This is a genomic window from Cupriavidus mimosae, assembly GCF_023952485.1.
GTDB lineage: Bacteria > Pseudomonadota > Gammaproteobacteria > Burkholderiales > Burkholderiaceae > Cupriavidus > Cupriavidus taiwanensis_C.
The window spans coordinates 157,426-182,895 of the sequence record NZ_JALHRY010000013.1; the positions used below are offsets into that span (position 1 = coordinate 157,426).

At 67.1% G+C, this 25,470-nt stretch carries 23 protein-coding genes; 7 read left to right on the top strand and 16 right to left on the bottom strand.

The annotated features are described in order from the left end of the window. Nucleotides 1-7: 7 nt before the first annotated feature. The 5 genes from MKD50_RS23020 to coq7 all read right to left on the bottom strand — a co-directional run bounded on the left by MKD50_RS23020 (nt 8) and on the right by coq7 (nt 4,619). Nucleotides 8-1,813 (bottom strand): peptidoglycan D,D-transpeptidase FtsI family protein, encoded by a 1,806-nt coding sequence (locus tag MKD50_RS23020; protein ID WP_115704909.1) that lies wholly within the window; start codon nt 1,811-1,813, stop codon nt 8-10. Next, nucleotides 1,813-2,124, bottom strand: a complete 312-nt coding sequence (gene ftsL, locus MKD50_RS23025) for a cell division protein FtsL (protein WP_018006229.1) — start codon at nt 2,122-2,124, stop codon at nt 1,813-1,815. Before ftsL ends, MKD50_RS23020 begins: the two co-directional genes overlap by 1 nt. After that, complete coding sequence (gene rsmH / locus MKD50_RS23030) at nt 2,121-3,122, bottom strand: 16S rRNA (cytosine(1402)-N(4))-methyltransferase RsmH (RefSeq protein ID WP_252668793.1); 1,002 nt, start codon at nt 3,120-3,122, stop codon at nt 2,121-2,123. Before rsmH ends, ftsL begins: the two co-directional genes overlap by 4 nt. A gap of 7 nt (nt 3,123-3,129) precedes the next feature. Next, nucleotides 3,130-3,558, bottom strand: a complete 429-nt coding sequence (gene mraZ, locus MKD50_RS23035) for a division/cell wall cluster transcriptional repressor MraZ (RefSeq protein WP_018006227.1) — start codon at nt 3,556-3,558, stop codon at nt 3,130-3,132. A 437-nt stretch (nt 3,559-3,995) separates the two neighbouring features. Next, nucleotides 3,996-4,619: a 2-polyprenyl-3-methyl-6-methoxy-1,4-benzoquinone monooxygenase gene (coq7, locus tag MKD50_RS23040; RefSeq protein ID WP_252668795.1), complete on the bottom strand. Its 624-nt coding sequence runs from the start codon at nt 4,617-4,619 to the stop codon at nt 3,996-3,998. 337 nt (nt 4,620-4,956) lie between these two features. Between coq7 and MKD50_RS23045 the strand changes: the two genes are divergently transcribed. The 4 genes from MKD50_RS23045 (at nt 4,957) to MKD50_RS23060 (ending at nt 8,386) form a co-directional block, all read left to right on the top strand. Then, on the top strand, nt 4,957-6,090 hold the full coding sequence (locus MKD50_RS23045; RefSeq protein ID WP_115704915.1) for a porin: 1,134 nt from the start codon (nt 4,957-4,959) through the stop codon (nt 6,088-6,090). 171 nt (nt 6,091-6,261) lie between these two features. Continuing rightward, the gene (locus MKD50_RS23050; RefSeq protein ID WP_115704917.1) at nt 6,262-7,263 is read left to right on the top strand and encodes a Bug family tripartite tricarboxylate transporter substrate binding protein; all 1,002 of its coding nucleotides are present in this window, start codon (nt 6,262-6,264) and stop codon (nt 7,261-7,263) included. 173 nt (nt 7,264-7,436) lie between these two features. Beyond that, nucleotides 7,437-7,940, top strand: a complete 504-nt coding sequence (locus MKD50_RS23055; protein WP_062801825.1) for a MarR family winged helix-turn-helix transcriptional regulator — start codon at nt 7,437-7,439, stop codon at nt 7,938-7,940. After that, nucleotides 7,937-8,386: a hypothetical protein gene (locus tag MKD50_RS23060; protein ID WP_115704919.1), complete on the top strand. Its 450-nt coding sequence runs from the start codon at nt 7,937-7,939 to the stop codon at nt 8,384-8,386. The genes MKD50_RS23055 and MKD50_RS23060 overlap by 4 nt, the downstream gene beginning before the upstream one ends. Nucleotides 8,387-8,460: 74 nt before the next feature. On the opposite strand, the gene MKD50_RS23065 is transcribed toward MKD50_RS23060, so the two are convergent. The 4 genes from MKD50_RS23065 to MKD50_RS23080 form a co-directional block, all read right to left on the bottom strand. Further along, nucleotides 8,461-10,143: a long-chain fatty acid--CoA ligase gene (locus tag MKD50_RS23065; RefSeq protein WP_115704921.1), complete on the bottom strand. Its 1,683-nt coding sequence runs from the start codon at nt 10,141-10,143 to the stop codon at nt 8,461-8,463. A gap of 188 nt (nt 10,144-10,331) precedes the next feature. Then, nucleotides 10,332-10,994 (bottom strand): TetR/AcrR family transcriptional regulator, encoded by a 663-nt coding sequence (locus tag MKD50_RS23070; protein ID WP_252668797.1) that lies wholly within the window; start codon nt 10,992-10,994, stop codon nt 10,332-10,334. Between the two features lie 68 nt (nt 10,995-11,062). Continuing rightward, nucleotides 11,063-12,196, bottom strand: a complete 1,134-nt coding sequence (locus MKD50_RS23075) for an aminopeptidase (RefSeq protein WP_252668799.1) — start codon at nt 12,194-12,196, stop codon at nt 11,063-11,065. Beyond that, nucleotides 12,193-14,301: a molybdopterin-containing oxidoreductase family protein gene (locus MKD50_RS23080; RefSeq protein WP_252668800.1), complete on the bottom strand. Its 2,109-nt coding sequence runs from the start codon at nt 14,299-14,301 to the stop codon at nt 12,193-12,195. Before MKD50_RS23080 ends, MKD50_RS23075 begins: the two co-directional genes overlap by 4 nt. Nucleotides 14,302-14,590: 289 nt before the next feature. Here MKD50_RS23080 and MKD50_RS23085 point away from each other — a divergent pair, with 289 nt between their 5' ends. After that, nucleotides 14,591-15,793, top strand: coding sequence for an ABC transporter substrate-binding protein (locus MKD50_RS23085; RefSeq protein WP_240072682.1), 1,203 nt, complete (start codon nt 14,591-14,593; stop codon nt 15,791-15,793). 178 nt (nt 15,794-15,971) lie between these two features. On the opposite strand, the gene MKD50_RS23090 is transcribed toward MKD50_RS23085, so the two are convergent. The 6 genes from MKD50_RS23090 to MKD50_RS23115 form a co-directional block, all read right to left on the bottom strand. Beyond that, nucleotides 15,972-17,003: an ABC transporter ATP-binding protein gene (locus MKD50_RS23090; RefSeq protein WP_172582566.1), complete on the bottom strand. Its 1,032-nt coding sequence runs from the start codon at nt 17,001-17,003 to the stop codon at nt 15,972-15,974. A 26-nt stretch (nt 17,004-17,029) separates the two neighbouring features. Next, nucleotides 17,030-18,028: an ABC transporter ATP-binding protein gene (locus MKD50_RS23095; protein ID WP_018003713.1), complete on the bottom strand. Its 999-nt coding sequence runs from the start codon at nt 18,026-18,028 to the stop codon at nt 17,030-17,032. Nucleotides 18,029-18,041: 13 nt separating this feature from the next. After that, entirely contained in the window at nt 18,042-18,974 is a 933-nt protein-coding gene (locus MKD50_RS23100) for an ABC transporter permease (RefSeq protein WP_062801832.1), read from the bottom strand. A 3-nt stretch (nt 18,975-18,977) separates the two neighbouring features. Then, nucleotides 18,978-19,955: an ABC transporter permease gene (locus MKD50_RS23105; RefSeq protein ID WP_115704932.1), complete on the bottom strand. Its 978-nt coding sequence runs from the start codon at nt 19,953-19,955 to the stop codon at nt 18,978-18,980. Between the two features lie 115 nt (nt 19,956-20,070). Continuing rightward, the gene (locus MKD50_RS23110; protein ID WP_111519076.1) at nt 20,071-21,657 is read right to left on the bottom strand and encodes an ABC transporter substrate-binding protein; all 1,587 of its coding nucleotides are present in this window, start codon (nt 21,655-21,657) and stop codon (nt 20,071-20,073) included. A 66-nt stretch (nt 21,658-21,723) separates the two neighbouring features. Continuing rightward, nucleotides 21,724-21,924, bottom strand: a complete 201-nt coding sequence (locus MKD50_RS23115; protein WP_147299811.1) for a hypothetical protein — start codon at nt 21,922-21,924, stop codon at nt 21,724-21,726. A 56-nt stretch (nt 21,925-21,980) separates the two neighbouring features. Between MKD50_RS23115 and MKD50_RS23120 the strand changes: the two genes are divergently transcribed. Both MKD50_RS23120 and MKD50_RS23125 read left to right on the top strand, forming a co-directional pair. Continuing rightward, a complete protein-coding gene (locus MKD50_RS23120) occupies nt 21,981-23,174 on the top strand; it encodes a M20 aminoacylase family protein (protein ID WP_252668801.1) in 1,194 nt (397 codons plus the stop codon). Nucleotides 23,175-23,261: 87 nt separating this feature from the next. Beyond that, nucleotides 23,262-24,287, top strand: a complete 1,026-nt coding sequence (locus MKD50_RS23125; RefSeq protein WP_252668803.1) for a DUF2891 domain-containing protein — start codon at nt 23,262-23,264, stop codon at nt 24,285-24,287. Between the two features lie 21 nt (nt 24,288-24,308). Here the strand turns inward: MKD50_RS23125 and MKD50_RS23130 are convergent, their stop codons facing one another. Next, nucleotides 24,309-25,256, bottom strand: coding sequence for a DUF3047 domain-containing protein (locus tag MKD50_RS23130; protein WP_252668805.1), 948 nt, complete (start codon nt 25,254-25,256; stop codon nt 24,309-24,311). Nucleotides 25,257-25,470 lie beyond the last annotated feature (214 nt).

A 25,470-nucleotide genomic window follows, 5' to 3' on the forward strand; every position in this document is an offset into this window, starting at 1 on the left:
GTCGATCTCATTGGGTCGAACTCCACGGTTCGCTTTCCTGCACCTTGTCGCTGACCACCAGCTGACGGATCGGCGAATCGGGCTGGACGTTCAGCGCGCGCAGCGTGCCGCCGGTGATGGCCGCGAACGCGGGGCCGGCCACCAGGCCGCCGTAGTGGCTGCCGGCGGTGGGCTCGTCCACGCTGACGGCGACGATGATGCGCGGATTCGACATCGGCGCCAGGCCGATGAACGAAGCGCGGTACTTGCTGCGGTTGTAGCCGCGTCCTTCATGCTTGTAGGCGGTGCCGGTCTTGCCGCCGACGCGGTAGCCCATCACCTGCGCCTCGGGCGCGGTGCCGCCGGGCGCGGTCACGGTCTCCAACATCGCGCGCACGTCGCGCGCCACCTGCGGCGACAGGATGCGCTCGCCGGTGGCTGGGCCGTTGGTGCGGAACATCGTCACCGGGATCAGTTCGCCGTCATGCGCGAAGATGGTGTAGGCATGCGCCATCTGGAACAGCGACACCGACAGGCCGTAGCCATACGACATGGTGGCCTGCTCGATCGGGCGCCAGCTCTTGTACGGGCGCACGCGCCCGGCGACCGCGCCGGGGAAGCCGATCTTGGGCGCCTGCCCCAGCCCGATGCTGGTGTACATGTCCCACATTTCCTGCGGCTTCATCATCATCGCGATCTTGGTCGTGCCGATGTTGGACGACTTCTGGATCACGCCGGTGACGGTGAGCGCGCCATAGTTGTGGGTATCGGTGATGGTGGCGCCTTCGAAGTTGTACTTGCCGGTGGTGGCGATCACCGTCGAGGGCGACACGCGCTTGAGCTGCAGCGCCAGCCCCACCGTGATCGGCTTCATCATCGAGCCGGGCTCGAAGGTGTCGGTCAGCACGCGGTTGCGCAGCTGCTCGCCCGACAGCCGGGTGCGGTCGTTGGGGTTGTAGGTAGGCCAGTTGGCCAGCGCCAGCACCTCGCCGGTCTGGGCGTCGAGCACCACCGCGCTGGCGGCCTTGGCCTTGTGCTTGTCGACCACGGCCTTGAGTTCGTTGTAGGCCAGGTACTGGATCTTGGCGTCGATCGACAGCTGGATGTCCTCGCCGTCGCGCGGGGTCTTGAGCACGCCGATGTCCTCGACCACGCGGCCGAGCCGGTCCTTGATCACCTGGCGCGCGCCGGCACGGCCGGCCAGCCCGCTCTCCCGCGCCAACTCGACTCCTTCCTGGCCGCGATCCTCGACGTTGGTGAAGCCGACGATATGCGCCATCGCCTCCCCTTCCGGGTAGAAGCGCTTGTATTCGCGGGTCTGGTGGATGCCGTCGATCTTGAGCGCGGCGATCTTGTCGGCGACGTCGGGCAGCACTTGGCGCTTCAGGTAGACAAAGCCCTTGTCCTCGGACAGCTTCTTGCCCAGGTCCTTCTCGGACATGCCGAGCAGCCGGGCCAGCTGGCGGATCTTGCCGGCCTCGACCTGGTTGGGCACGTCCTCGGGCACCGCCCAGATTGCCTTGACCGGCAGGCTCGTAGCCAGCACCAGCCCGTTGCGGTCGAGGATCTTGCCACGCGTGGCGGGCAGCTCCAGAGTGCGCTGGAAGCGCTTCTTGCCCTCGGCCTCGTAGAACTGGTTGCCCGGCCCCTGGATCCAGGCGGCGCGCACGGCCAGCGCGACGAACGCGGCGAACATCAGGAACACCACCAGCTTGGAACGCCACATCGGCAGGCGCAGGCCCAGCACCGGGCTGGCGGCGAACTGGCCGCTGCGCGGGCGCGAGGCGGTGCCGTTGCGGTCACGGCGGGGCGGATTGGGGCGGGCCATGCTCATCAGCGCGCCTCCGCTGCGCTGGCCGGCGCGGACGGGGCCGGTGGCAGCACGATGCCGGACAGGTACTGGGTCTTGCCGGGGTTGACCGGCGCCATCTTCAGCTGCGCGCGCGCCGCATCGGCAATGCGCGCGCTCTTGCCCAGCGCGCTCTGCTGGTATTGCAGGCGCGACCAGTCGATATCGAGCTGCCTTTCCTCCGCCTGGGCCCGCTCCAGCGCGACGAACAGCGTGCGCGCCTGGTGCTGCGCGCTCACCAGCGACAGCGCGCACAGGATCAGCGCAGCCAGCAGGAAGAAGGTCAGGCGGTTCATGCGCGCGCACCTCCGCCAGCGGTCGACACAGCAGGCGCGAGCTTCTCGGCCACCCGCATCACCGCCGAGCGCGCGCGCGGGTTGGCGGCCACCTCTTCGGCGCCCGGCTTGTAGCGGCCGAGCAGGCGCAGCGTCGGTTGCGGCAGGTCGGCCGCGCGCAGCGGCGCGCGGCGCAGCGCCGGGTCGGCATCCTGCTGGGGCCGGGCGTGCGCCGCCATGAACCGCTTGACGATGCGGTCCTCCAGCGAATGGAAGCTGATCACCACCAGGCGTCCCCCTACCTGCAGCAGGTCATAAGCCGCCTTCAGCCCTCTTTCGAGGTCCTCAAGCTCTTGATTGACGTGAATCCGTAGAGCCTGAAAGGTGCGGGTCGCAGGGTCCTGACCCTTCTCGCGTGTTTTGACGGCTTTCGCCACGAGCGCGGCAAGGTCGGCAGTAGTGGCGATGGGTCCGCCATCGCCGGATTCGCTCCGGCGAGCAACAATCGCCTTTGCAATCTGTACAGCAAACCGTTCTTCCCCATAGTCTCGTATCACCCTGGCAATGTCCTGCTCATCCGCCTGCGCCAGCCACTGCGCGGCGGTGATGCCGCGCGTGGTGTCCATGCGCATGTCCAGCGGGCCCTCGAAACGAAAGGAAAACCCCCTCGCCGCCTCATCGATCTGGGGCGAGCTGATCCCCAGGTCGAGCAGCACGCCGGCGACATGGCCGCGCCCCGACAGGCGCTCGGCCATGGCCGCAAAGCTCGCGTGCTCAATGGAGAAGCGGGCATCCTTGATGGTGCCCGCTTCTGCGATTGCTGCTGGGTCCTTGTCGAACGCAACCAGCGCCCCGTCTGGTCCCAGCCGGGCCAGTACCGCCCGGCTGTGCCCTCCCCTGCCGAAGGTGCCGTCGACATACACCCCGTCGGGCCGCCAGACCAGCGCGTCGACGGCCTCGTCCAGCAGCACGGTGCGATGCTGCAAGGCGGGGGTTGCCGGGGTTCCGGTAGGACTCATGAGCTCTTCAGAAAGAGAAATTCTTCAATGCTTCGGGCATGCCCTGCGCCATCGCCTGCTGTTCCTTGGCGGCGTAGGTTGCGGCATCCCACACTTCGAAATGGCTGCCCATGCCGAGCAGCATGACTTCCTTGTCGAGCATGGCGGCACTGCGCAGCTCCGGTGCGATCAGCACCCGGCCCGCGCCGTCCATTTCCACGTCGGCGGCGTTGCCCAGGAAGATGCGCTTCCACCAGTGCGCATCCATCGGCAGCGCTGCAATGCGCGTGCGGAAGTTTTCCCACTCGGGCCGGGGAAACAGCAGCAGGCAGCCATCCGGGTGCTTGGTCAGCGTCACCCGGCCCTCGGCCTGCTGTTGCAGCGCTTCGCGATGCCGCGACGGAATCGACATCCGCCCCTTGGCATCCAGCGACAGCGCCGATGCTCCCTGAAACAAGCTTGCTCCCGGTCCACGCCGGTCCTGCGAACGGTTCGCCGGCCGGCCTGCGCGTGAATCCTTCCGTTCCGACTATGGTGAGAATCATCCCATGGCCGGGGCTCAATTTCACACAAAAATACACTTCCTCACACTATTTCCCACTTTAGAGGAAGCGATATGGGCGGTCAAGGCTGCAGGCGGGGCAGCAAACGAGATTTTTTTAATCAGAACAATGACTTAGCGCGCACACCTCACGCACCGGAAAAGTGAATCCTTAATGAAATGAAGATCTTAGGGAGGAAAGCAGAGAAACCACCTGAGAACCACTTGCGGAGGAACTGCCGACCGCGCGGAAAAGACCTGTCCCGGCGCGCGCCCCGAGGATACAACAATTGCTCGCCAGCCCTGCTGAATTCAGGGCTGGGCGGCAGACGCCCGATCCCGGGCGGCCGACCTCAGATGCGGTAGGCGGCGGTGGTCATCACGCGCGAGGCGCCGCGCATCAGCGCCCGTACCGGGGCGGGCAAGGGCATGCCGCCAGCCTCGCGCGCGGCATCGCCATGGCGGATCTCGTCGTCGCGCATCTGCTCGAGGATGGCGCGGGAGCGGCCGTCGGACTCGGGCAGGCGGTCCAGGTGTCCGCCGAGGTGGTGCTCGACCTGGCGCTCGGTCTCGGCGACGAAGCCGAGGCTGACGCGATCGCCGGCGCGGCCGGCGACCCAGCCGATGGCGAAGGCGCCGGCATACCAGAGCGGATTGAGCAGGCTCGGACGCGAGCCCAGCTCGCGCAGGCGCTCGGCGCACCAGGCCAGGTGGTCTTCCTCTTCGCGCGCGGCGGCGTCCATCTGCGCGCGCACGGCGCCGTTGCGCGCGGTCAGCTTCTGCGCCTGGTACAGGGCCTGGGCGCAGACCTCGCCGACATGGTTGATGCGCATCAGGCCGGCCACATGGCGGCGCTCCTCGGTGCTCATCTGTTCGGTGTCCGGCGCCAGCCGGTCAGCCGGGTTGGCGCGCGCCGAGCGCGTGGCGCCGGCAATGGCGCGCAGGGCCACGTCGAATTCTTTGATCAGGGTGTCCATGTCGCAGAGGCGGTTGGAATCGGTGTCCGGGCAAGCCCCTGCCAGGGTGGGGTGCGCGGCCGCGGCGCGGCACGCCGGGGCGCCATCGGGATTACCCGTATTGTAGCTTGCCTCTAATCGCCGCCAGCCCGCATCCCGCCTTGCGTTGATACGCCCGGCTACTCAGAAACCCTGAGTTGTTAAAACAAGACAAGGGGTTGGGCCCCAATGGTGAACGAAAAGTTGTTTGTTACAGTACTTCGCAACTTCCAAGGAAGTTTGACGCATGGGAGATGGAGACCATCAGGAGGTTCTCCCGCGCAGTCACCAATAATTCTTACAGTGGAGATCAACGAGCATGAAGAAATCGCTTCTGGCGCTGGCAGCGCTTGGCGCATTTGCTGGGGCGGCGCAGGCCCAATCGAGCGTGACCCTGTACGGTGTGGTCGATGCCAACATCGAATACGTAAGCAACATGTCCAGCGTTACGCCGTCGGTCGCCAACGGCCTGGCAGTCGGCCCGGCTGAAAACGTCTTCCGGCTGACTTCGGGCGGCCTGTCCGGCTCGCGTTGGGGTCTGCGCGGCGTGGAAGACCTGGGCAGCGGCATGAAGGCGCTGTTCGTGCTCGAAAGCGGTTTCGGTCTCGATGACGGCCGGTCGCAGCAAGGCGGCCGACTGTTTGGCCGTCAGGCTTACGTCGGCCTGGAAAGTGCCCAGGTCGGCCGCTTCACCTTCGGTCGCCAGTACACCACGCTGTTCGACATGATGGCCAACTTCTCGCCGACCGGCTATGCCACCCAGTATGAACCGGTGGTGGCGCAACTGGGCCTGAACTTCCGCTCCGACAATACCGCCAAGTACACCGGCAAGTTCGGTCCGGTGACGGCGATCGCCCACTGGTCGTTCGGCAACGGCGTCGCCGGCGCCGGCGAGGTGCCGGGCCAGTTCCGCCGCGACACCGGCTACGGTGCCGGCCTGGCGTGGGCGGCAGGCCCGTTCGGCATTTCGGCGGCCTACGACCAGTACAACCCGACCCTGAACGCCGCCGGCGGCACCGGCGACTTCAAGAAGGCCGCGGTCGCCGCCAGCTACGCCTTCGGCCCGGCCAAGCTGATGGCCGGCTACCGCTGGGGCATGAACACGGCCGCCAACGACAACAACATCCTGAAGGACAACTACTACTGGGTCGGCGCCAACTACCAGGTCAGCCCGGCACTGGGCCTGACGCTCGCCTACTTCTACGACGACGTCAAGAACCTGAACCTTGCCGCCAACGGCGCCACCAACAACATCAAGAACCCCTGGCAGATCTCGTTCGTCGCCGACTACAACCTGTCCAAGCGCACCGACGTCTACCTGACCGCTGCCTTCTCGAAGAACGCCGGCCTGAACTTCGACACCTCGGCAATCAGCTTCGCCAACGGTTACTTCCTGGGTACCGGCGAAGACAAGATGATTGGCGCGGCCATCGGCATCCGCCACAAGTTCTAAGCAGTTCAAGCTCGAACTGGAAAGGCACCTCCGGGTGCCTTTTTTCATTGGCAGGACCGCGCCCCACGATACGCCATAGGGCATCACCTCATCGGCTCCGTCGCGGGTGCCAACTAGAATGCACTGACCATGCCGCCGTCAGGTGCCGCGGCCAATCCCAGGGAGACCAAGATGCAACCTACTCGCCGGCGCGTCGTTGCGCTGCTGCTGTCCGCCAGCCTCGGCGCGCTTGCCAGCCAGCCGGCGCTGGCCGCCGACCCGTATCCGGCCAAGCCGATCCGGCTGGTGGTGCCCTTCGCCGCCGGCGGCACCACCGACATCCTGGCGCGCGCGGTAGCGGCCGAGCTGGCCAAGCTGCCCGGCTGGAACGTGGTGGTCGACAACAAGCCCGGCGCCGGCGGCAATATCGGCGCCGACATCGTCGCCAAGGCCGCGCCAGACGGCTACACGCTGCTGATGGGCACGGTCGGCACCCACGGCATCAACCAGTCGCTGTATGGCAAGCTGCCGTTCGACCCGATCAAGGACTTCGCGCCGATCACCGAGGTGGCGGCGGTGCCCAACGTGCTGGTGCTCAATCCGGCGTTCGCGCAGCAGCACAAGATCGACAGCGTCAAGGACCTGATCGCCTATGCGCGCGCCAATCCCGGCAAGATCAACATGGCCTCGAGCGGCAACGGCACCTCGATCCACCTGGCCGGCGAGCTGTTCAAGACGCAAACCCGGACCTTCATGGTGCACTTCCCGTACAAGGGCAGCGGTCCCGCGCTGACCGACCTGGCGGGGGGCACCATGCAGGTGATGTTCGACAACCTGCCGTCGTCGATGGCGCTGATCAAGAGCGGCAAGCTCAAGGCGCTGGCCGTTACCAGCGCCCGGCCGTCGCCGGCGCTGCCGGGCGTGCCCACCATCGCCCAGGCCGCAGGCCTGCCCCAGTACGAGGCCAGCTCGTGGTTCGGCATGCTGGCGCCGGCGGGCACGCCGCCGGACGTGATCCAGCGCATCCATCAGGAAGTGGCCAAGGCGCTGGGCGCCCCGGCGGTGCGCGAGCGGCTGCAGGCACAGGGCGCCGAGCCGGTCGGCAACACGCCCGAGCAGTTCGCCGCCTTCATCCGCGCCGAAACCGCGAAATGGGCCAAGGTGGTCAAGGATTCGGGCGCCAAGGTGGATTGATGCGGGACTGGGCGGGACTGGGCGGGACTGGGCCGGATCGGCTTGAATTGATCGCCGGCAGGGCCACGGCGCGCATCGCGCATATACTTGAGGCATCAAATGTCGGCCGCCTGAAGTTGGGCGGCCCCCCGGCGGCGCTTGCCGCACACCTGCCACTCCGGGCCGCACCGAAGATGCCAAACCTGTCTCCTGCGGCCGGCGCCGAGAGCGCGCCGGTCGACCTCGAAACCCGCGCCGACCACACCGAGCACGAGGCCCTGCGGCTGTGGCTGCGGCTGCTGACCTGCACCAACCTGATCGAAGCCGATATCCGCTCGCGGCTGCGCCAGGACTTCGCCTGCACCCTGCCCCGCTTCGACCTGATGGCGCAGCTCGACCGCCATCCCGAAGGGCTCAAGATGGGCGAACTGTCGCGCCGCATGATGGTGACCGGCGGCAACGTCACGGGCATCACCGACCAGCTGCAGCAGGAAGGGCTGGTCTCGCGCGAGGCCCTGCCCACCGATCGGCGCGCCTACCTGATCCGCCTGACGCCGGCCGGGCGCGCCGCGTTCTCGCGCATGGCGCGCGCGCACGAGGACTGGATCGGGCAACTGTTCTCGGGCCTGGCCGAGACCGACCGGCGCGCCTTGTTCCGACTGCTTGGCCGGCTCAAATCCGGCCTGATCTCGCCATGAAACCGCTTGCCATCCTTACCTTGTGCGGCGTGCTGCCGATGCTGGCCGCATGCGGCAGCACGCCGCAGCCACCGCAGGTCACCCCGGTGAACGCCACCATCAAGCTTGGCCACGTCACGGAAAGGGTATTCCTGACCCGCCTGGACGTGGCCCAGGTGCCTTCCTACTACGGCGGCGGTACCAGTGTCGGCGTGGGTGCGGCGAGCGGCAGCCACGGCGGCGGCGGCGTGGGCGTGGGCTTCGCCTTCGACCTGAGCCGGCTGTTCAGCAAGCCGGCGCCGGTGCAGCAGGTGGACCTGTTCCAGTACAAGGTGCGCACCCTGGACGGCGCGATGGTGTCCGCCAACGCACCGGCGGCACCGGGACTGGAGCCTGGCGCCTGCGTGCGCGTGATCTACCCCGACGGCGGCCAGGAGGCGCGCCTGGCGCCGTCGAACGAGTGCTGAGCCCCAGCGCCCCGCATGAATGCACAACGGCCTCCGCGGAGGCCGTTGTCGTTGGCCGTGGCAGCGCCGGAGGTTCAGGCTGCCGCGCGGCTGTCGCGCAGTTCGCGACGCAGGATCTTGCCGACGTTGGTCTTCGGCAGCTCGGTGCGGAACTCGACGTACTTGGGCCGCTTGTAGCCGGTCAGGCGCTCCTTGCAGAACTCGATCACGTCGGCCTCGGTCAGCCCCGGGTCCTTCTTCACCACGAACAGCTTGACCACCTCGCCCGAGTGCGTGTCCGGCACGCCGACCGCCGCCACTTCCAGCACGCCCGGGCACTCGGCCACCACGCCTTCGACTTCGTTCGGATACACATTGAAGCCCGACACCAGGATCATGTCCTTCTTGCGGTCGACGATCTTCGTGTAGCCGCGCTCGTCCATCACGCCGATGTCGCCGGTCTTGAAGAAGCCGTCCGGGGTCATGACCTTGGCGGTCTCGTCCGGGCGGTTCCAGTAGCCGGCCATCACCTGCGGACCGCGGATGCAGATCTCGCCGGGCTGGCCCAGCGGCACGTCGTGGCCGTCGTCGTCACGGATCACGACTTCGGTCGACGGCAGCGGCATGCCGATGGTGCCGGAGAACGCATCGGTGTCGGTGGGGTTGCAGGTGGCCGACGGCGAGGTCTCTGACAGCCCGTAGCCCTCGATGATGGGGCAACCGGTCTTGGCCAGCCATTGCTTGGCCACCGCCTCCTGCACCGCCATGCCGCCGCCGTTGGCCACGCGCAGGCCGGAGAAGTCGACCTTGCCGATCTCCGGGTTGTTGAGCAGCGCGTTGTACAGCGTGTTGACGGCCGGGAACATGTTGAACTTGTACTTCTGCAGTTCCTTGATGAAGCCCGGGATGTCCCGCGGATTCGGGATCAGCACGCTGGTGCCGCCGCTGCGCATGCCCAGCAGGCAGCAGACCGTCAGCGCGAAGATGTGGTACAGCGGCAGCGCGGTGATGGTGATGGGCTGGTCGATATGGGCGCCCTTGTTCAGCGCCGGCTGCATCCAGGCCTCGGACTGCAGCACGTTGGCGACCACGTTACGGTGCAGCAGCACCGCGCCCTTGGACACCCCGGTGGTGCCGCCGGTGTACTGCAGGAAGGCGATGTCGTCGGGGCCGGTGGTGGCCGGCTGCAGCGTCAGCTTGCGGCCTTCGGCCAGCACGCTGTTGAATCGCACGCAGTGCGGCAGCTCCCATGCCGGCACCATCTTCTTGACGTTACGCACGACGAAATTGACGATCGCGCCCTTCAGCCCGCCCAGCATGTCGCCCATGCTGGCCACCACCACATGCTTGACCGGGGTCCGCGCCAGCACCTGCTGCAAGGTGGAAGCAAAATTCTCCAGGATCACGATGGCTTCGGCACCGCTGTCCTTGAGCTGGTGCTCGAGCTCGCGCGGGGTATAGAGCGGGTTGACGTTGACCACCACGAAACCCGCACGCAGCACCGCGGCCAGCACCACCGGGTACTGCAGCACGTTAGGCATCATGATCGCCACGCGCGCGCCGGGACGCAGCCCGCGCGACTGCAGCCACGCGGCAAAGTGGGTGGAGAGCTGGTCCAGTTCACCGTAGGTGATGGCCTTGTCCATGCAGATAAAGGCCTTGCGGTCGGCATAGCTGTGGAAAGACGCCTCGAGCAGCGCGGCAAGCGAGCGGAACTGGCTGGCATCGATCTCGGCGGGGACGCCGGCCGGGTAGTGTTTCAGCCAGATTCTTTCCATAGCACCGTCTCCTGAATTTCTGAATGGTCGTTCGATTTTTCCGAGATGCTAAACGTGCGTCCCGGTTAAAACAACAACTTAGACGAAGTCCTCAGGGTCGTTCGCCAATCCTGGCCGCCCATGGCGAGCATTATGCGCCACCGATCGGACATAGGCAGCGGGATAACCCCTAGGCGCCGGCGACGCACTCACCCGTCGCTGGGCAGCACCAGCTTCATCATGCTGGCCGCGAGTTCCTGCGCCAGGTTTTCGGGGTCGGTGCGCCCGGGCTGGTGCCAGGTGTACAGGAACCCGACCACGCTGCCGATCGCATGCGCGGTCACGCGCGCGTCGCCAAAGGCGAACACGCCCTCGCGCTGGCCTTCGTCCAGCAACGCATAGAGGTCACAATAGAAGTCCCGCGCCATGCTGTCGAGCCAGGCCACGGTGTCCGGGCGCAGGTACTGCCGGTCGCGGAAGCTCAGCGTGGCCGGCACGTGGCAAGCGATGCAGCGCCGCGCCATCTCCAGCAGGCAGGCGTGCAGGCGGGCCTGGACGGGTTGCGCCGGGTCCGCGGTCTCGCGGATAACGGGCAGGCAGGTCTGCGCCGACTCGCGGCACAGGATGTCGAAGATCTCGTACTTGTCGGTGAAGTAGTAATAGACCGCCGGCTTGGTCACGCCCAGCGCGCGGCACAGGTCGTTCATGGTCATGCCGGGGTAGCCCTTGCTGTAGAAGAGCTGTGCGGCGGTATCGAGGATCTGCCGGCGGCGCGCCTCCTGGCGCTCGGCGATATGCGCGCGGGCCGGCTGGGACTCCGGCGGCGCGCCCGACGGTGGCGCCAGCGGTTCGGATCTGGGAGCAATCGACATGACGGCATTCTCGCACGGGGCGCCGGGGGCGCAGCACCGTGGTTACCCGCCCAACGCCCGCCTGCGGCCTAGTTGGCCGCCGCCTTGCCGCCCGCGGTCAGCGTGTCGGTGCGGGTCGCCGGCGGCGCCAGCCGGCGCAATGCTGCCTCGCGCTCGCCGGCGGGCAGCGCGCCGATGCGGCGTGCCTCGGCATAGAATCGCTGCCAGTCGCCGTCGCAGCGCGCCAACAGCGCGGTAAAGGCCGGCACCCATTGCTGGTAGGTCGCCACCGCGGCCAGGTGGGCGTTGGTCAGCGGCTGGTCGAACCAGCGGTCATAGCCGCTGTAGCCGCCCCACTCCGCGCGCAGCCGGGCATAGCCGGCGCGCAGGTCGGCAAAGATCTTCGCCTTGCCCTCGCGCTTGGCGGCGTCGTCGAGCGGGGTCTGGTACAGCGCCACCAGCCGGTCGCGCTTGCCCAGCAGCAGCGCGCGGAACTGCTGGCGCCGGGCATCGTACTGGCGATAGCTGGTGCGCGCGTCCTCCGACGCATCCTGGTCCAGCCAGCGCTCCACGCCGGCCGCTTCGACAGCAGTGGCGAAGGACTCGTTGAACGCGGTGTCGTTGCGCACGTACACCACCTGGTGCGCCAGTTCATGGAAGATCAGCCGCGCCAGCTCGCCCGCGGGCAGGTAGACGAAGGTGTTGAGCAGCGGGTCGTCGAAATAGCCCAGCGTCGAATAGGCGGGGACGCCGGCCACATAGGTCTCGAGCCCGCCGCGGCGCAGGCCTTGCGCATACTGCTCGGCATCGGACTTGGCGTAGTAGCCGCGATAGCTGATGCAGCCGACGATGGGGAAGCACCACTTGCGCAGTTCCATCGACAGTTCCGGCGTGGCGAACACGCTCCACACCACATAGGGCCGGTGCAGGTTGGCGTAGCGGCGATAGCTGCCGTTGTCGGGCAGCTTCAGCTCGCGTGAGGCAAAGTCGCGCATGCGGCCGGCCAGCGCCAGCCGCTCGGCCAGGCGCGCATCGTTGGCGTCGTGCGCGCTGGCGATGGCGTCGGTCAGCGGCTGCGCCTGGGCCATGACGCCGAGATGGCCGCCGATCGACTGCGCGTAGTAGCCGACCGCCTCGCACCCCGCCGTCAGCAGCAGCACGGCCGACAGCGCCGCCGCCCCCACGAGTGCCGCCCAGCCGCGGCGGCCGCGCAGCCGCGTCATGCCGCCTCGACTGCCCCTTGCGCGCAGGCTTCGACCTGCACCAGGCAGTCATAGAACACCGGCGCGCGGCCCAGGTCGGTCAGGCGCTGGCTGGTCAGCTCATTGGCATTCTTGCCGTCGGACGCGAGCTTCTTCCACCAGATCGACAGCCCTACCACCAGGCCGCGCCGGGCGCGATCGGTCACGCGCGCGCGCGCCACCATGCTGCCGCGGTCATTGAAGGCGCGCACCAGCGCGCCGTGCACGATGCCGCGCTCGGCAGCATCGGCCGGATGGATGTCCAGGTGCGGTTCGCCCTCGGTGGCGCGCAGGCTTTCAACGTTGACGAACGAGCTGTTGAGGAAGTTGCGCGCCGGCGGCGAGATCATCGCCAGCGGATAGCGCGCCGCCAGTTCCGGCGCGGTCTGCGGCGCTTCGTATTGCGGCACATAGTCGGGCAGCGGGTCGAAACCGTCGCGCGCCATCGGCTCCGAATAGAACTGGCACTTGCCCGATGGCGTGGGGAAGCCACCCTCGGCGAAGGGCGCCGCCGGCAGCGCCAGCTTCTGCCAGCCCTGCGCTTTCAGGGTTTCCCAGCTGATACCGGCCGCGCGCGCGTCGTCCGGCAGGATCGCCTGCGCGGCGATGGCCTCGTCGCTGTCGGCAAAGCAGGACTCGGTAAAGCCCATGCGCTGCGCCAGCCGGCGAAAGATCTCGGTGTTGGGCAGCGCCTCGCCCAGCGGCGCGATGGCAGCGTTGTTGGCCAGGAAATAGGTATGGCCGTAGGCCTTGTGCACGTCGGTGTGCTCGAGCTGCGTGGTCGCGGGCAGGATGATGTCGGCGTAGTCGGCGGTGTCGGTGCGAAAGTGCTCCAGCACTACCGTGAACAGGTCCTCGCGCGCGAAGCCCGCGGCGACCTTGCCCGATTCCGGCGCCACCGCTACCGGGTTGCTGTTGTACACCACCACCGCCTCGATGCGCGGCGCGCCCGGCGCGGCCTCGGCCAGCAAGGCATCGCCGATGGTGCTCATATTGACCAGGCGCGGCAGCTGTTGCGGCCATCCCGGCAGCAAATCCGGGCGCTGCAGCGCGGCTTCGTTGACCGGGAAGAAACCCGAGGTCGACAACTGCAGCCCGCCCGCCGGATGGCGCCACGCGCCCACCAGTGACGGCAGGCACGCCACCGCGCGCACTGCCTGGCCGCCGCCGTGCACGCGCTGCATGCCGTAGTTCAGCCGGATCGCGACCGGCTGGCGCTCGCGCACCGCCAGCTGGCCGTAGAGCCCGGCCAGCCATTCGATGTCCTCGACCGGGATGCCGCAGATCTCGGCGGCGCGCGCCGGCGGATAGGCCTGCGCGCGCTCGCGCAGCGCCTCGAAGCCCACGGTGTGGCGTTCGATGTAGTCGTGATCGAGCAGGCCGTCGCGAATCAGCACGTGCATCATCGCCAGCGCCAGCGCGCCGTCGGTGCCGGGCATCGGTGCGATATGGCGGTGGCACTTCTCGGCGCTGAGCGAACGGTACGGGTCGATCGCCACCAGCGTGGCGCCGCGCCGCTTGGCCTCCTGCGCGCGGGTCCAGAAGTGCAGGTTGGAGGCAATCGGATTGCCGCCCCAGATGATCACCAGCCGGGCATCGACCACGTGCTCCATGTCCATGCCCACGCTGGCGCCGTAGGTGTAGCGCAGCGCGGTGGCCCCGGCGCTGGCGCAGATGGTGCGGTCCAGCCGCGACCCGCCCAGCTTGTTGAAAAAGCGCGCCGCCATGCTCTCGCCCTGCACCAGCCCCATGGTGCCGGCATAGCTGTACGGCACGATCGCCTGAGGATCGCGCGCGGCGATCGCCTGCAGGCGCGTGGCGATGGTGTCGAGCGCCTCATCCCACGAGATCGGCGCGAACTTGCCTTCGCCCTTCTTGCCGATGCGCTTCATCGGCGTGAGCAGGCGGTCGGGGTGGTAGGTGCGCTCGGTGTAGCGCGAGACCTTGGTGCAGAGCACGCCCTGCGTGCCGGGATGGTCGGGATCGCCCGCTACCTTGACGGCGCGGCCGTCCTCGACAGTGACGAGCAAGGCACAAGTATCGGGGCAGTCATGCGGACAGGCGGCGCGGACGATGCGGGAAGCCATGGGGTCTCCGGGCGGGGGATGTGTTGTTTTCGTTCGGTCGTACGGAACTGGAATGCCGGTGCAGGCCGCTGGTGGCGGCGCCCGCGCCGCGCCGGCCGGCGGCGCATTCCCCCTGGCGTGCGGGGCGATGGCGGGGAGTATCTCGTCCCGATTGTATTCGATTATGATGTGCCGGCGCGCTCGCGGCACAGACCGGGACGCGCACCATGCCGCATGCTTTCAGGAACTCGCCGGCGCAGACCGGCCAACGCGGCGAACGGGTAACCGAACCATCATTCGCGGGGGGTTTATGTCTTTCCGATCCGGGGTCAACGGCCGGCTTGCCCGGCTACTGGTGGCGTGCGCCATCGGCACGGGCGGCGCGTCCTGCGCCGCTTTGGCGGCTAACACCGCAGCCACTGCCGCCACATCCGAGCAAGGCGTCACCGCCGACACCATCCTGCTGGGCCAGTCCGCGGCGCTGACGGGCCCGACCGCCGTTCTCGGCAAGCAGATGAACTCGGGCGCGCGGCTGTATTTCGACCACATCAACCAGCAGGGCGGCATCCACGGGCGCAAGATCCGGCTCGAGGCGCTGGACGACTATTACGAGCCCGAGCCGGCGGCAAAGAACACCAAGAAGCTGATCGAAGACGATCGCGTCTTCGCCCTGTTCGGCTATGTCGGCACGCCCACCAGCCAGGCCGCGCTGCCGCTGGCGATCCAGGCCAGGGTGCCGTTCTTCGGTCCGTACACGGGCGCGCAGTCGCTGCGCGAGCCGCGCAGCCGCTACGTGTTCCATGTGCGCGCCGGCTACAACGAGGAAACCGCGGCCATCGTGCGCCAGATCCAGACCACCGGGCTCAAGCGCGTGGCCGTGGTCTACAACGAAGATGCCTACGGCAAGGCCGGCCTGGACGGGCTCGAGCGCGCGCTCAAGGCCGCGCCCGACAGCGGCGTGCAGATCGTCGCGCGCGAGCCGGTGGTGCGCAACACCACCGAGATCGGCGACGCCATGCAGGGCTCGATGAAGGCAAAGCCCGATGCGGTGGTCATGATCAGCGCGTACCGCACCGCCGGCGCGTTCGTGAAGGAAGCGCTGCGCCGCGGCTACAACGGCCAGTTCTACAACGTGTCCTTCGTCGGCACGCAGGCGCTGGCCAACGTGGTCGGCGCGCAGGGCAGCGGCGTGATCATCTCGCAGGTAATGCCGCACCCGGGCAACGCCACGCTGCCGATCGTGCGCGAATACCTGCGCCTGCTGCAGGCCGCGGGCAAGCCCAGCGAATTCGATTACGCCAGCATCGAGGGCTTCATCGCCGCCAAGACCTTTACCGAAGGCCTGCGCCGAGCGGGCAAGGACCTGACGCGCGAGAAGCTGGTGACCGCACTGGAATCGATGCGCAACTACGACCTGGGCGGCTTCATCGTCAACTTCACGCCCGAGAACCATGTCGGTTCGAAGTTCGTGGAGATGACGATCATCAATTCGAAGGGCCAGGTGATCCGCTGAGCTGCCTCGCCCTCCTGTGTTCTTCCCTCTCCCATTTATGGGAGAGGGGCGGGGGTGAGGGCCGGCGTCTCCACGAAGTGAGGCGCCGCGATGCTTGCCAAGCGCCTGCCCTCACCCTCGGCCCCTCTCCCGCGCGCGGGAGAGGGGAGAAAACCGGCGGGATCGCGCAAGCCCTCGGCTACTTCATGTCATTCAGATGGCATGCCGAGAACCGCAGCGGCGCAATCTCCTTGAGCAGCGGCTGCTCTTCGCGGCAACGCGGCATCGCGTGCGGGCAGCGCGGATGGAAATGGCAGCCGCTCGGCGGGTGCAGCGGCGACGGGATCTCGCCGCGGATCGCGACGTAGGTCTTGCGCGCCACCTCCAGCTTGGGCGCCTCAGCCAGCAGCGCTTGCGTATAGGGATGGTTGGGCGCGGCGAACACATCCTCGGTCGGCGCGGATTCGACCACCCGCCCCAGGTACATGATCACCACCCGGTCGCTGATGTGCTTGACCACGCCCAGGTCGTGGCTGATGAACAGGTAGGTCAGGTTCAGCTCTTCGCGCAGGCGCATGAACAGGTTGAGCACCTGGGCCTGGATCGACACGTCCAGCGCCGCCACCGATTCGTCGCAGACCAGGAACTCGGGCTTCACCGCCAGCGCGCGCGCAATGCCGATGCGCGCGCGCTGGCCGCCGGAAAACTGGTGCGGAAAGCGGCGCAGCACGGTCGGGTCCATGCCGACGCGCACCAGCATGTCCTCGACATAGCCCTTCTGCGCGCCGCGCCCTACCATGCCGTGCACCACCGGCGCCTCGCCGACGATATCCAGCACGCGCAGCCGCGGGTTGAGCGAGGCATACGGGTCCTGGAAGATCATCTGGATCGCCAGCTGCTTCTCGCGACGCTTGTCGGGCGGCAGGTGGTCCAGGTTGGTGCCGCGCCACAGGCGTTCGCCTTCGGTCAGCGAGTGCAGGCCAACGGCCATGCGCCCGAGCGTGGACTTGCCGCAGCCGGATTCGCCCACCAGCCCCACCACCTCGCCGGCGCGGATGCTCAGGTCGACGCGGTCCACTGCATGCACCACCTCTTCGCGCGCATGCGCGCCGAACAGGTTGGCGATGCGCGCGGCGGCATCGAGCGACTTGACGAAGCGCTTGGACACGCCGCGCAGTTCGAGGATCGGCGCAGCGGGCGTGGCGCCTTCTTGTTCGGCCGGTTCGGTCATCGGGCGGGATTGCAGTGCAGTGGCGTTCATGCCGCCTCCTGGTTGGCCAACACCGGATGGAAGCAGCGCAGGCGGCGCCCGTCCGCGGCGGTCTCCAGCGGCGGCTCGGTCTTGCAGGCCGCGGTCGCATAGGGGCAGCGTTCGCGGAACGAGCAGCCGCCCGGCAGGTTCAGCAGCGATGGCGTCATGCCTGGAATCTGCCGCAGCGGCGCGCCGCGCGGATTGCGCGATGGCGCCGAGCTGATCAGCCCGTGCGTGTAGGGATGTTCGGGGTGCTCCAGCACCTGACGCACGTCGCCAGCCTCGACAATCTTGCCGGCGTACATCACGCATACCGAATCGGCCAGTCCCGCCACCACCGACAGATCGTGCGTAATCCAGATCAGCGCCGTGCCGGACTCGCGGCACAGGGTCTGCATCTCGTACAGGATCTGGCCCTGGATGGTCACGTCGAGCGCGGTGGTCGGTTCATCGGCAATGATCAGGTCGGGCTTGTTCAGCAGCGCCGTGGCAATCGCCACGCGCTGGCGCATGCCGCCGGAGAACTGGTGCGGATAGGCCTGCAGGCGCTCGTCCGGCGACGGAATGCCAACCCGCGCCAGCGCGTTGCGCGCGCGCTCGCGCGCCACCGCCTTGCTCACGTTCTCATGTGCCAGCACCGCCTCGATCATCTGCGTGTCGATGCGCAGCACCGGGTTCAGCGTCATCATCGGATCCTGGAAGATCATGGCGATGCGGTTGCCGCGCACGTCGCGTTGCTGCGCCGGCGTGAGCGCGCGCAGGTCGCGCGTGACGCCGTCGCGGCTGGTCAGCGCGATGCGGCCGTCGACGATCTTCCCGGGCGGATCGATCAGGCCCATGATCGAATAGCCGGTCATGGACTTGCCCGAGCCGGACTCGCCCACCAGCCCCATGATCTCGCCGCGGCCCACGGTGAAGGACACGTCGTCGACGGCCCGGGCGATGCCGCCGCGCGTATAGAAATGCGTTTTCAGGTGTTCGACCACCAGCGTCGGTTGTGCCATCTTGCGCTCCCGGTTATTGCGTCTGCAGGCGCGGGTTCAGCACATCGCGCAGCTGGTCGGCGACCAGGTTCATCGCCACGATGGTGACCACCAGCGCGATGCCCGGGAAGAAGCTGATCCAGTACTTGCCCGACAGCATGTACTGCTGGCCGTTCGAGATCAGCGAACCGAGCGACGGCTCGGTGATCGGCACCCCCAGCCCGAGGAACGACAATGTGGCCTCCAGCGTGATCGCCGAGGCCACCTGCAGCGCCGCGATCACGATCAGCGGCGGCAGGCAGTTGGGCAGCAGGTGGCGGAACATGATGCGCGCGGGCGGCAGGCCCAGGCAGGTGGCGGCTTCGATGTACTCCTTGCGGCGTTCGACCAGCGCGGCACTGCGCGTGGTGCGCGCATAGTAGGCCCACTGCACCGCGACCAGCGCGATCACGATATTGCCAAGCCCCGGGCGCAGGAAGGCCAGCAGGATCAGCGCCAGCAGGATCGGCGGGAACGACAGCTGCAGGTCCGCCACGCGCATGATGAAGGCCTCGGTGCGTCCGCCCAGAAAACCGGCCAGCAGCCCGAGCGTGGCACCCAGCAGCAGCGCGATCAGGGTGCTGACCACGCCCACGCCGATGCTGATGCGCAGCCCGTACATCACCGCCGACAGGATGTCCCGACCCTGCTCGTCCGAGCCCAGCAGGAAGGTCATGCCGCTGCCGGCCTGCTCGCCCGGCGCCAGGCGCGCGTCGAGCACGTCCAGGGTGGCCAGGTCATACGGGTTCTGCGGCGCCAGCCACGGCGCGAAGATGGCGATCAGGATGATGGTCACCAGCGTGGCCAGCCCGGCCACGGCAATCTTGCTGGCGAAGAACTCGGCGGCAAAGCGCCGCCACGGGGACTGCTCGCGCGCCGCGGCGCGCGGCGGCGTCTTGTCTTCGGGTTCGACAGTTACTGCGGTCATGGCTCAGCCCTTGTTGTCGGCAATGCGCACGCGCGGATCGAGCATGCTGTAGATGATGTCCACCACCAGGTTGATCAGGATGAACAGCGTCACGATCACCATCAGGTAGGCGACGATCACCGGCCGGTCCAGCAGCTGGATCGAGTCGATGATGAGCTTGCCCATGCCGGGCCAGGCGAAGATGGTCTCGGTCACGATCGCAAAGGCGATGATCGAGCCGAACTGCAGCGCGATCACGGTCACGATGGGGATCAGGATGTTCTTCAGCACATGCACGCCGACGATGCGGGTATTGGACAAGCCCTTGGCGCGCGCGAACTTGACGTAGTCCTGCAGCATCGCCTCCTGCGTGCCGGCGCGCGTGAGCCGGATCACCATGGCGATGTTGAGCAACGACAGCGTCACCGCCGGCAGGATCAGGTGGCGGATGCCGTCCGCGGTCAGGAAGCTGAGCGGGATGCCCAGCACGCGCACAGTCTCGCCGCGCCCGTTGGAGGGCAGCCAGCCCAGCTGCACCGCGAACACCATGATCAGCATCAGCCCGACCCAGAAGGTGGGCAGCGAGAAGCCCAAAATCGACACCGTCATGATCGACTTGCCGGCAATGCCCTTGGGCCGCAGCCCGGCCCACAGGCCCAGCGGGATGCCCAGCACGACCGCCAGCAGGATCGCGCAGACCGCCAGCTCCATGGTCGCCGGCATGCGCTCGAAGATCAGCTTGAGCGCCGGCGTGCCGTGCGCGAACGAAGTACCGAGGTTGCCTTGCAGCGCATTCTGCAGGAACACCCAGTATTGCTCCCACAGCGGCTTGTCCAGGCCCAGCGCCGCGATGGTGCGCTTGATGTCCTCCTGGTCGGCCTGCGGGTTGATCAGGATGTCGACGGGATTGCCGATGGCAAAGACGCCGAGGAAAACCAGCAGCGACATGACGAAGAGCACGACCACGCTCTGCATCAGGCGCCGGATGATAAAGACCAGCATATTCGAACCACTATCCTTTCGCGCGGGAATGCGCACGCCGCCCGGGAGCGCGTGGCGCTTCCAGGCGGCGCGGCAGCCATGCGCGGCACCGCGAACTCAGCAGCAGGCAGCCTGCTTACTGGGGCTTGAAATTATGCGCGTACGTGCGCTCGTCGGTGCGCGGCACGTAGACGATGCCCTTCTGCGTGGCCCAGGTGGTCACCTGCTGGTGGATCGGGATGATACCGCCATCGTTGATCGCGATCGCGGTGGCTTCCTGCAGCAGCTTGGAGCGCTCGGTGTCGTCCACCGTCGACAGCGCCTTTTCCAGCACCACATCCATCTTCGGGTTGCAGTACTCGCCCCAGTTGGTGGTGCCGAAGCCCTTCTTGCTGTCTTCGCACGCCAGCAGCGCGCGCAGCGGCGAGCTGACCTCGCCGGTCTGGGCGCCCCAGCCGAGCAGGCCGAACGACCACTCGTGCTTGATGCCCTTGGACGAGTACGTCGCCATCGGCATGCCCTCGACCTTGGTCGAGATGCCGATGCGGGTCAGGTTCTGCGCGATGGTCTGCGCGATCTTCTCGTCGTTGACGTAGCGGTTGTTGGGGGTGTGCAGCGTCACGCCGAAGCCGTTGGGGAAGCCCGCTTCGGCCAGCAGCTTCTTGGCGCCCTCGGGGTCGTACTTGACCGTCTTCAGGTTGGGGTTGTAGCCGAACAGCGTGGGCGGCACCAGGTTGTTGGTCGGCTCGGACAGTCCTTCCATCAACCGGTCCTTGATGCCCTGCCGGTTGATCGCCATGCTGATGGCATTGCGTACGCGCGTATCCTTCAGCGGGTTCTTGTCCAGCGGCGCGCCTTCCTTGGTGGTGACGTAAGGCGATTTGTCGCGCTTGGCATCGAAGTACAGGTAGATCACGCGGTGCGAGATCTTGGAGAAGAACGCCAGCTTGGGATCCTTGCGCACCTTGGGCAGGTCGGGCGTGGGCACGTTCTCGATGGCCTGCACGTCGCCCGACAGCAGCGCCGCCAGGCGCGTCGCCGGGTTGGGGATGAAGCGCAGCGTGACCTTGTCCCAGGCCGGCTTGTTGCCCCAGTAATCGTTGTTGCGCACCAGCTCGACCCGGTCGTCGCGCGCATAGCTGACGAACTTGAACGGGCCGGTGCCTACCATGCCCTTGCCCTGCGCGAAGTCATCCGAGCCCAGGCCCTGCGTGGCCTTCTTCTGCACGATGAAGATCGAGGTCAGGTCGTTCAGCATCAGCGGATACGGCTGGCTGGTGGTGAGCTGGATGGTGTGCTTGTCGATGATCTTCTTGTTGACGATCGCCTTGGTGTAGACGTCGAACTTGCCCGGGCTGTTCTGGATGGTGGCGGGGCGGTCGAGCGACCAGATCACGTCCTCGGCGGTCAGCTCGGAGCCGTCGTGGAACTTCACGCCCTTGCGGATCTTGAATTCCCAGGTGAGGTTGTTGACCAGCTTCCACGACTCGGCCAGGCCCGGGATGATGCGGCTGTCCGGGTCCATCTTGGTCAACGAGTCGAAGATATGCTCGGAAACGTTGATGTTGGAGAACAGGTTGTAGAAGTGCGGATCCATCGAGGTCGGCGGCGAACTCATGGCCAGTTTGAGGTCCGCGGCCTGGGCGGTGCCGGCGAGCGCGAGGCCAAGAGCCCCCGCCACCGCGACCGCGCCAATTGCCTTCTTGAAAGTGCGAAGGGACATCGCGCAATTCTCCCTGTAGGAAGTGAAGCAGACGTTTTAGGATCGGCAATGCGCGCGCGCAGCGGGTCACGAGCGGCGCTGCTTTTTGGTGCGATGGGGCATCACAAAGCGACGGTATTGCCGGCCGGGCACTTCAAGCATGAACTGTTCCAGCAGTGCACATGTCAGGGCAATGCGGGGAAACCCACCCGCGCCGGCATATTGCACTGCGCCACGGCGACGAGCGCGCAGCAAATCGCCGCGTTTTGGCGCTTTCGCGACAGGCATCGTATGATCCGGGTATCCCATTGCTAACGCCTTCGACCCCAAGGCCGCCCGGCATCATGAAGCTGATCCCCGAAATCCTGCAGGCACAAGCCGAAATCCGCGCGATCCGGCGCGACATCCACGCTCACCCTGAACTCTGCTTCGAAGAGCAGCGCACCGCCGACGTGGTCGCGCGCAACCTGAAAGCGTGGGGCATCGAAGTTCACCGCGGGCTCGGCACCACCGGTCTGGTCGGCGTGATCCGCAACGGCAGCAGCCCGCGCACCATCGGCCTGCGTGCCGACATGGACGCGCTGCCGCTGCAGGAAGCCAATACCTTCGACCACCGCTCGCAGCACACCGGCAAGATGCACGCGTGCGGCCATGACGGGCACACTGCGATGCTGCTCGGCGCGGCGCGCTACCTGGCGCAGCACAGGCCCTTCGACGGCACCGTGCACCTGATCTTCCAGCCGGCCGAAGAAGGCGGCGGCGGCGCGCGCGAGATGATCAAGGACGGCCTGTTCGAGCGCTTTCCATGCGACGCGGTGTTTGGCGTGCACAACTGGCCGGGCATGCCGATGGGGGCCTTCGGCACGCGCGCGGGTCCGCTGATGGCATCGAGCAACGAGTTCCGCATCGTCGTGCGCGGCAAGGGCGCACATGCGGCCATGCCCAACAACGGCAACGACCCGGTGTTCACCGCGGCGCAGATCGTGTCGGCGCTGCAAGGCATCATCACGCGCAACAAGCGTCCGATCGATACCGCGGTGATTTCGGTGACGCAGTTCCATGCCGGCGATGCCACCAACATCGTGCCGGACCAGGCCTGGATCGGCGGTACTGTGCGGACCTTCACGGTGCCGGTGCTCGACCTGATCGAGCGGCGCATGGAAGAGGTGGCGCGCGCGGTGGCGGCGGCATTCGACTGCACCGTCGAATACGAATTCCACCGCAACTATCCGCCCACCATCAACAGCGAAGCCGAGACCGGCTTTGCCGCCACGGTCGCCGCCGAACTGGTCGGCGCGGACAACGTGGACAGCAACGTCGAGCCCACCATGGGCGCCGAGGATTTCTCGTTCATGCTGCAGCACAAGCCGGGCTGCTATTTGTTCATCGGCAATGGCGATGGCGGCCATCGTGACGCCGGCCACGGCATCGGGCCGTGCATGCTGCACAACCCGAGCTACGATTTCAACGACGAACTGCTGCCGGTCGGCTCGACCTTCTTCGTACGGCTGGTGGAGAAGTGGCTTGCACCTGCCTGATGGCAGATAGTCGGTGGCATAGACCAGAGCGTGCCTGAGCACGCCTGCCTGAGCAGGGCAATACGATCACAAAGGGGAGCTTCGGCGATGGGGCGTTCGGCGCTGGATCGCGAGACCGCGCGCAGCTTTGCGCGCGTGGCGCTGGAGAATATCCTGCGCCGTTATCCGTACAAGCTGGACCACATGATGGCGGGCGCCGGCGATCTAGCCGGCCCGGCCGCCTGGCATCCGGTGTTTTGCGGCAGCTATGACTGGCACTCCAGCGTCCATATGCACTGGCTGCTGGTGCGGCTGCTGGCGCTGTATCCGGACCTTGAGGAAGCGCCGCGCATCCACGCCATGCTGGACGCCCAGTTGCGTCCGGATGCCATGGCCGCCGAACTCGCGTATTTCCGCCGGCCTGACTCACGCACCTTCGAGCGCCCCTACGGTTGGGGCTGGATGCTGAAGCTGCAGGCCGAGCTGCTGGCGCTGGCACGTCACGATACGCATGCCAGCGTCTGGGCCGACGCCTGCGCGCCGCTGGCCTCGCATTTATCGCAGCAACTGGCGGATTTCCTCGATGCGGCAGCGTTCCCGGTACGCACCGGCACCCACTACAACAGCGCCTTCGCGCTGGTCATGGCGCTTTCCTATGCGCGCGCGCATCAGGATCTGGCCTTGCGGCGCGCCATCGTACGGCGCGCACACCGCTGGTTCGGCCACGACCAGAAGTATCCGGCCCGCTACGAGCCCGGCGGTGACGAGTTCCTGTCCGGCGGACTGACCGAAGCCGTGCTGATGCACGCCGTGATGGACGGCTGCGCGTTTTCGGAATGGTGGGAGTTGTTCGTGCCGGGCCAGGCCGAACTGGCCAACTGGCTGACACCGGTCACGGTGACCAACCGCGGCGACCCCAAGGCCGTACACCTGGACGGCCTGAACCTGTCGCGTGCGTGGTGCTGGCGCATGCTGGAACCCGCCCTGCCCGATCCGCTGCGGCCGCTGGCAATCCGCGCATGGTCTGACCATATCGAGGCGGCGCTGCCCCAGGCGGTGGAGGGCGAGTATGTGTCCACGCACTGGCTGGCCTCGTTCGCGGTGCTCGCGCTGGCCGAGCCGATCGGCGGCTGAGGGCGCCGCCGGCGCGGCAACCTAATCCAGCGCGATGTCGCCGTACCAGGCTTCAGCCTTGGTCTTGGTATTGTCGGTATCGGTCATGATGCCGACCGCGATGACGCGGCCAGGGTCGGTCCCGAACGCCTGGCGGTAGTCGGTGCGCAGGTCGCGCTCGTGGCAACGCCACTCATTGGCGTGCTTCATGCCGCTATCCACCACGATCATGCGCACGCGATCGGTATGCGGGTTTTTCACCACCGCGCCTTCCGCGCGCTGCCCGCCCCAGATATACATCAGCGTGGCATACGGCATCTCGCGCCCGGTGGTCAGCCGCGCCATCTCGTACATCAACTGGTCTTTGAGCGGCAGCGCGCCCTTGTCGCCATCGAAGGCTACGAACAGGCGCAGCGGCGAATCCTCGCGCGGGCCATGGCTGTTGTCGGCGTTGCGGATAATGCCGCTGGTCTTCCAGGTCCAGCGCAGCATGCCGGCATCGCGCTCGCGCAGCGGCACATAGAGGCCGGAGGCCGAACTGTCGGCCTTGGCGTGCACCACGACACGCTGGTCGACTTCGGCCATCGAGTACGTGGTGGGGATCTTGTTGCGGTTGATGGTCCACGGCTGCCAGCCTACGGGCAGCTGGTTGCCGCGTGGGGAAACCGAAAACAATGGCAACGTGGCGAGGGTGGCCGGCAAGGCGTCAGCGGGTTCGCCATCGTCCCCTGCTTCGCCGTCCGCCGTGAGCAGGTTGGCAGCGGCCAGGGCGTCGGGTTCAGTGGCCGCGGTATCGGCCTGCGCAACGGCGTGGGCGGCCATGCGCTCGGTGAATGCCTGGCAATCAATGGCTGAGCCGGTGGCAATCGGGGCGGCGGGAGCCGAGCCGCCTTGCGGTGGGGAAGGTTGAGGGGAAGTGGAAGCGCACCCTGCCAGCAGTAGCGCGCCGGCGGCGCCAGTCAAAACCAGCCGAAACATCTTGGCCGTCATGTAACCCCTCGAAACCCGAAATCGCGGACCCGCTCTGTCGGCATCGGCCCGCCATATTGCTCACTGCTTGCTGCAAACACGTGTTGCAACCGCCTTCGTGCCACCCGTGGGCACTTGAGGGTCGAACATAGCAGAAGCCGGACTAGGCCGGAATGCGCCGCGACCCGCAATGCAGCAGGAAAACAACGGGGACCGGCATGCCAGGGAGCGGCAC

Coding starts and splice junctions, on each gene's coding strand:
- MKD50_RS23120 (WP_252668801.1), top strand. CDS start 21,981: ATGAAGCTGATCCCCGAAATCCTGCAGGCACAAGCCGAAATCCGCGCG.
- MKD50_RS23065 (WP_115704921.1), bottom strand. CDS start 10,143: ATGGAAAGAATCTGGCTGAAACACTACCCGGCCGGCGTCCCCGCCGAG.
- MKD50_RS23115 (WP_147299811.1), bottom strand. CDS start 21,924: ATGCCTGTCGCGAAAGCGCCAAAACGCGGCGATTTGCTGCGCGCTCGT.
- MKD50_RS23045 (WP_115704915.1), top strand. CDS start 4,957: ATGAAGAAATCGCTTCTGGCGCTGGCAGCGCTTGGCGCATTTGCTGGG.
- MKD50_RS23100 (WP_062801832.1), bottom strand. CDS start 18,974: ATGACCGCAGTAACTGTCGAACCCGAAGACAAGACGCCGCCGCGCGCC.
- MKD50_RS23075 (WP_252668799.1), bottom strand. CDS start 12,196: ATGACGCGGCTGCGCGGCCGCCGCGGCTGGGCGGCACTCGTGGGGGCG.
- MKD50_RS23095 (WP_018003713.1), bottom strand. CDS start 18,028: ATGGCACAACCGACGCTGGTGGTCGAACACCTGAAAACGCATTTCTAT.
- MKD50_RS23090 (WP_172582566.1), bottom strand. CDS start 17,003: ATGACCGAACCGGCCGAACAAGAAGGCGCCACGCCCGCTGCGCCGATC.
- rsmH (WP_252668793.1), bottom strand. CDS start 3,122: ATGAGTCCTACCGGAACCCCGGCAACCCCCGCCTTGCAGCATCGCACC.
- MKD50_RS23125 (WP_252668803.1), top strand. CDS start 23,262: ATGGGGCGTTCGGCGCTGGATCGCGAGACCGCGCGCAGCTTTGCGCGC.
- MKD50_RS23050 (WP_115704917.1), top strand. CDS start 6,262: ATGCAACCTACTCGCCGGCGCGTCGTTGCGCTGCTGCTGTCCGCCAGC.
- ftsL (WP_018006229.1), bottom strand. CDS start 2,124: ATGAACCGCCTGACCTTCTTCCTGCTGGCTGCGCTGATCCTGTGCGCG.
- coq7 (WP_252668795.1), bottom strand. CDS start 4,619: ATGGACACCCTGATCAAAGAATTCGACGTGGCCCTGCGCGCCATTGCC.
- MKD50_RS23105 (WP_115704932.1), bottom strand. CDS start 19,955: ATGCTGGTCTTTATCATCCGGCGCCTGATGCAGAGCGTGGTCGTGCTC.
- MKD50_RS23070 (WP_252668797.1), bottom strand. CDS start 10,994: ATGTCGATTGCTCCCAGATCCGAACCGCTGGCGCCACCGTCGGGCGCG.
- MKD50_RS23020 (WP_115704909.1), bottom strand. CDS start 1,813: ATGAGCATGGCCCGCCCCAATCCGCCCCGCCGTGACCGCAACGGCACC.
- MKD50_RS23080 (WP_252668800.1), bottom strand. CDS start 14,301: ATGGCTTCCCGCATCGTCCGCGCCGCCTGTCCGCATGACTGCCCCGAT.
- MKD50_RS23110 (WP_111519076.1), bottom strand. CDS start 21,657: ATGTCCCTTCGCACTTTCAAGAAGGCAATTGGCGCGGTCGCGGTGGCG.
- MKD50_RS23055 (WP_062801825.1), top strand. CDS start 7,437: ATGCCAAACCTGTCTCCTGCGGCCGGCGCCGAGAGCGCGCCGGTCGAC.
- MKD50_RS23085 (WP_240072682.1), top strand. CDS start 14,591: ATGTCTTTCCGATCCGGGGTCAACGGCCGGCTTGCCCGGCTACTGGTG.
- MKD50_RS23130 (WP_252668805.1), bottom strand. CDS start 25,256: ATGACGGCCAAGATGTTTCGGCTGGTTTTGACTGGCGCCGCCGGCGCG.
- MKD50_RS23060 (WP_115704919.1), top strand. CDS start 7,937: ATGAAACCGCTTGCCATCCTTACCTTGTGCGGCGTGCTGCCGATGCTG.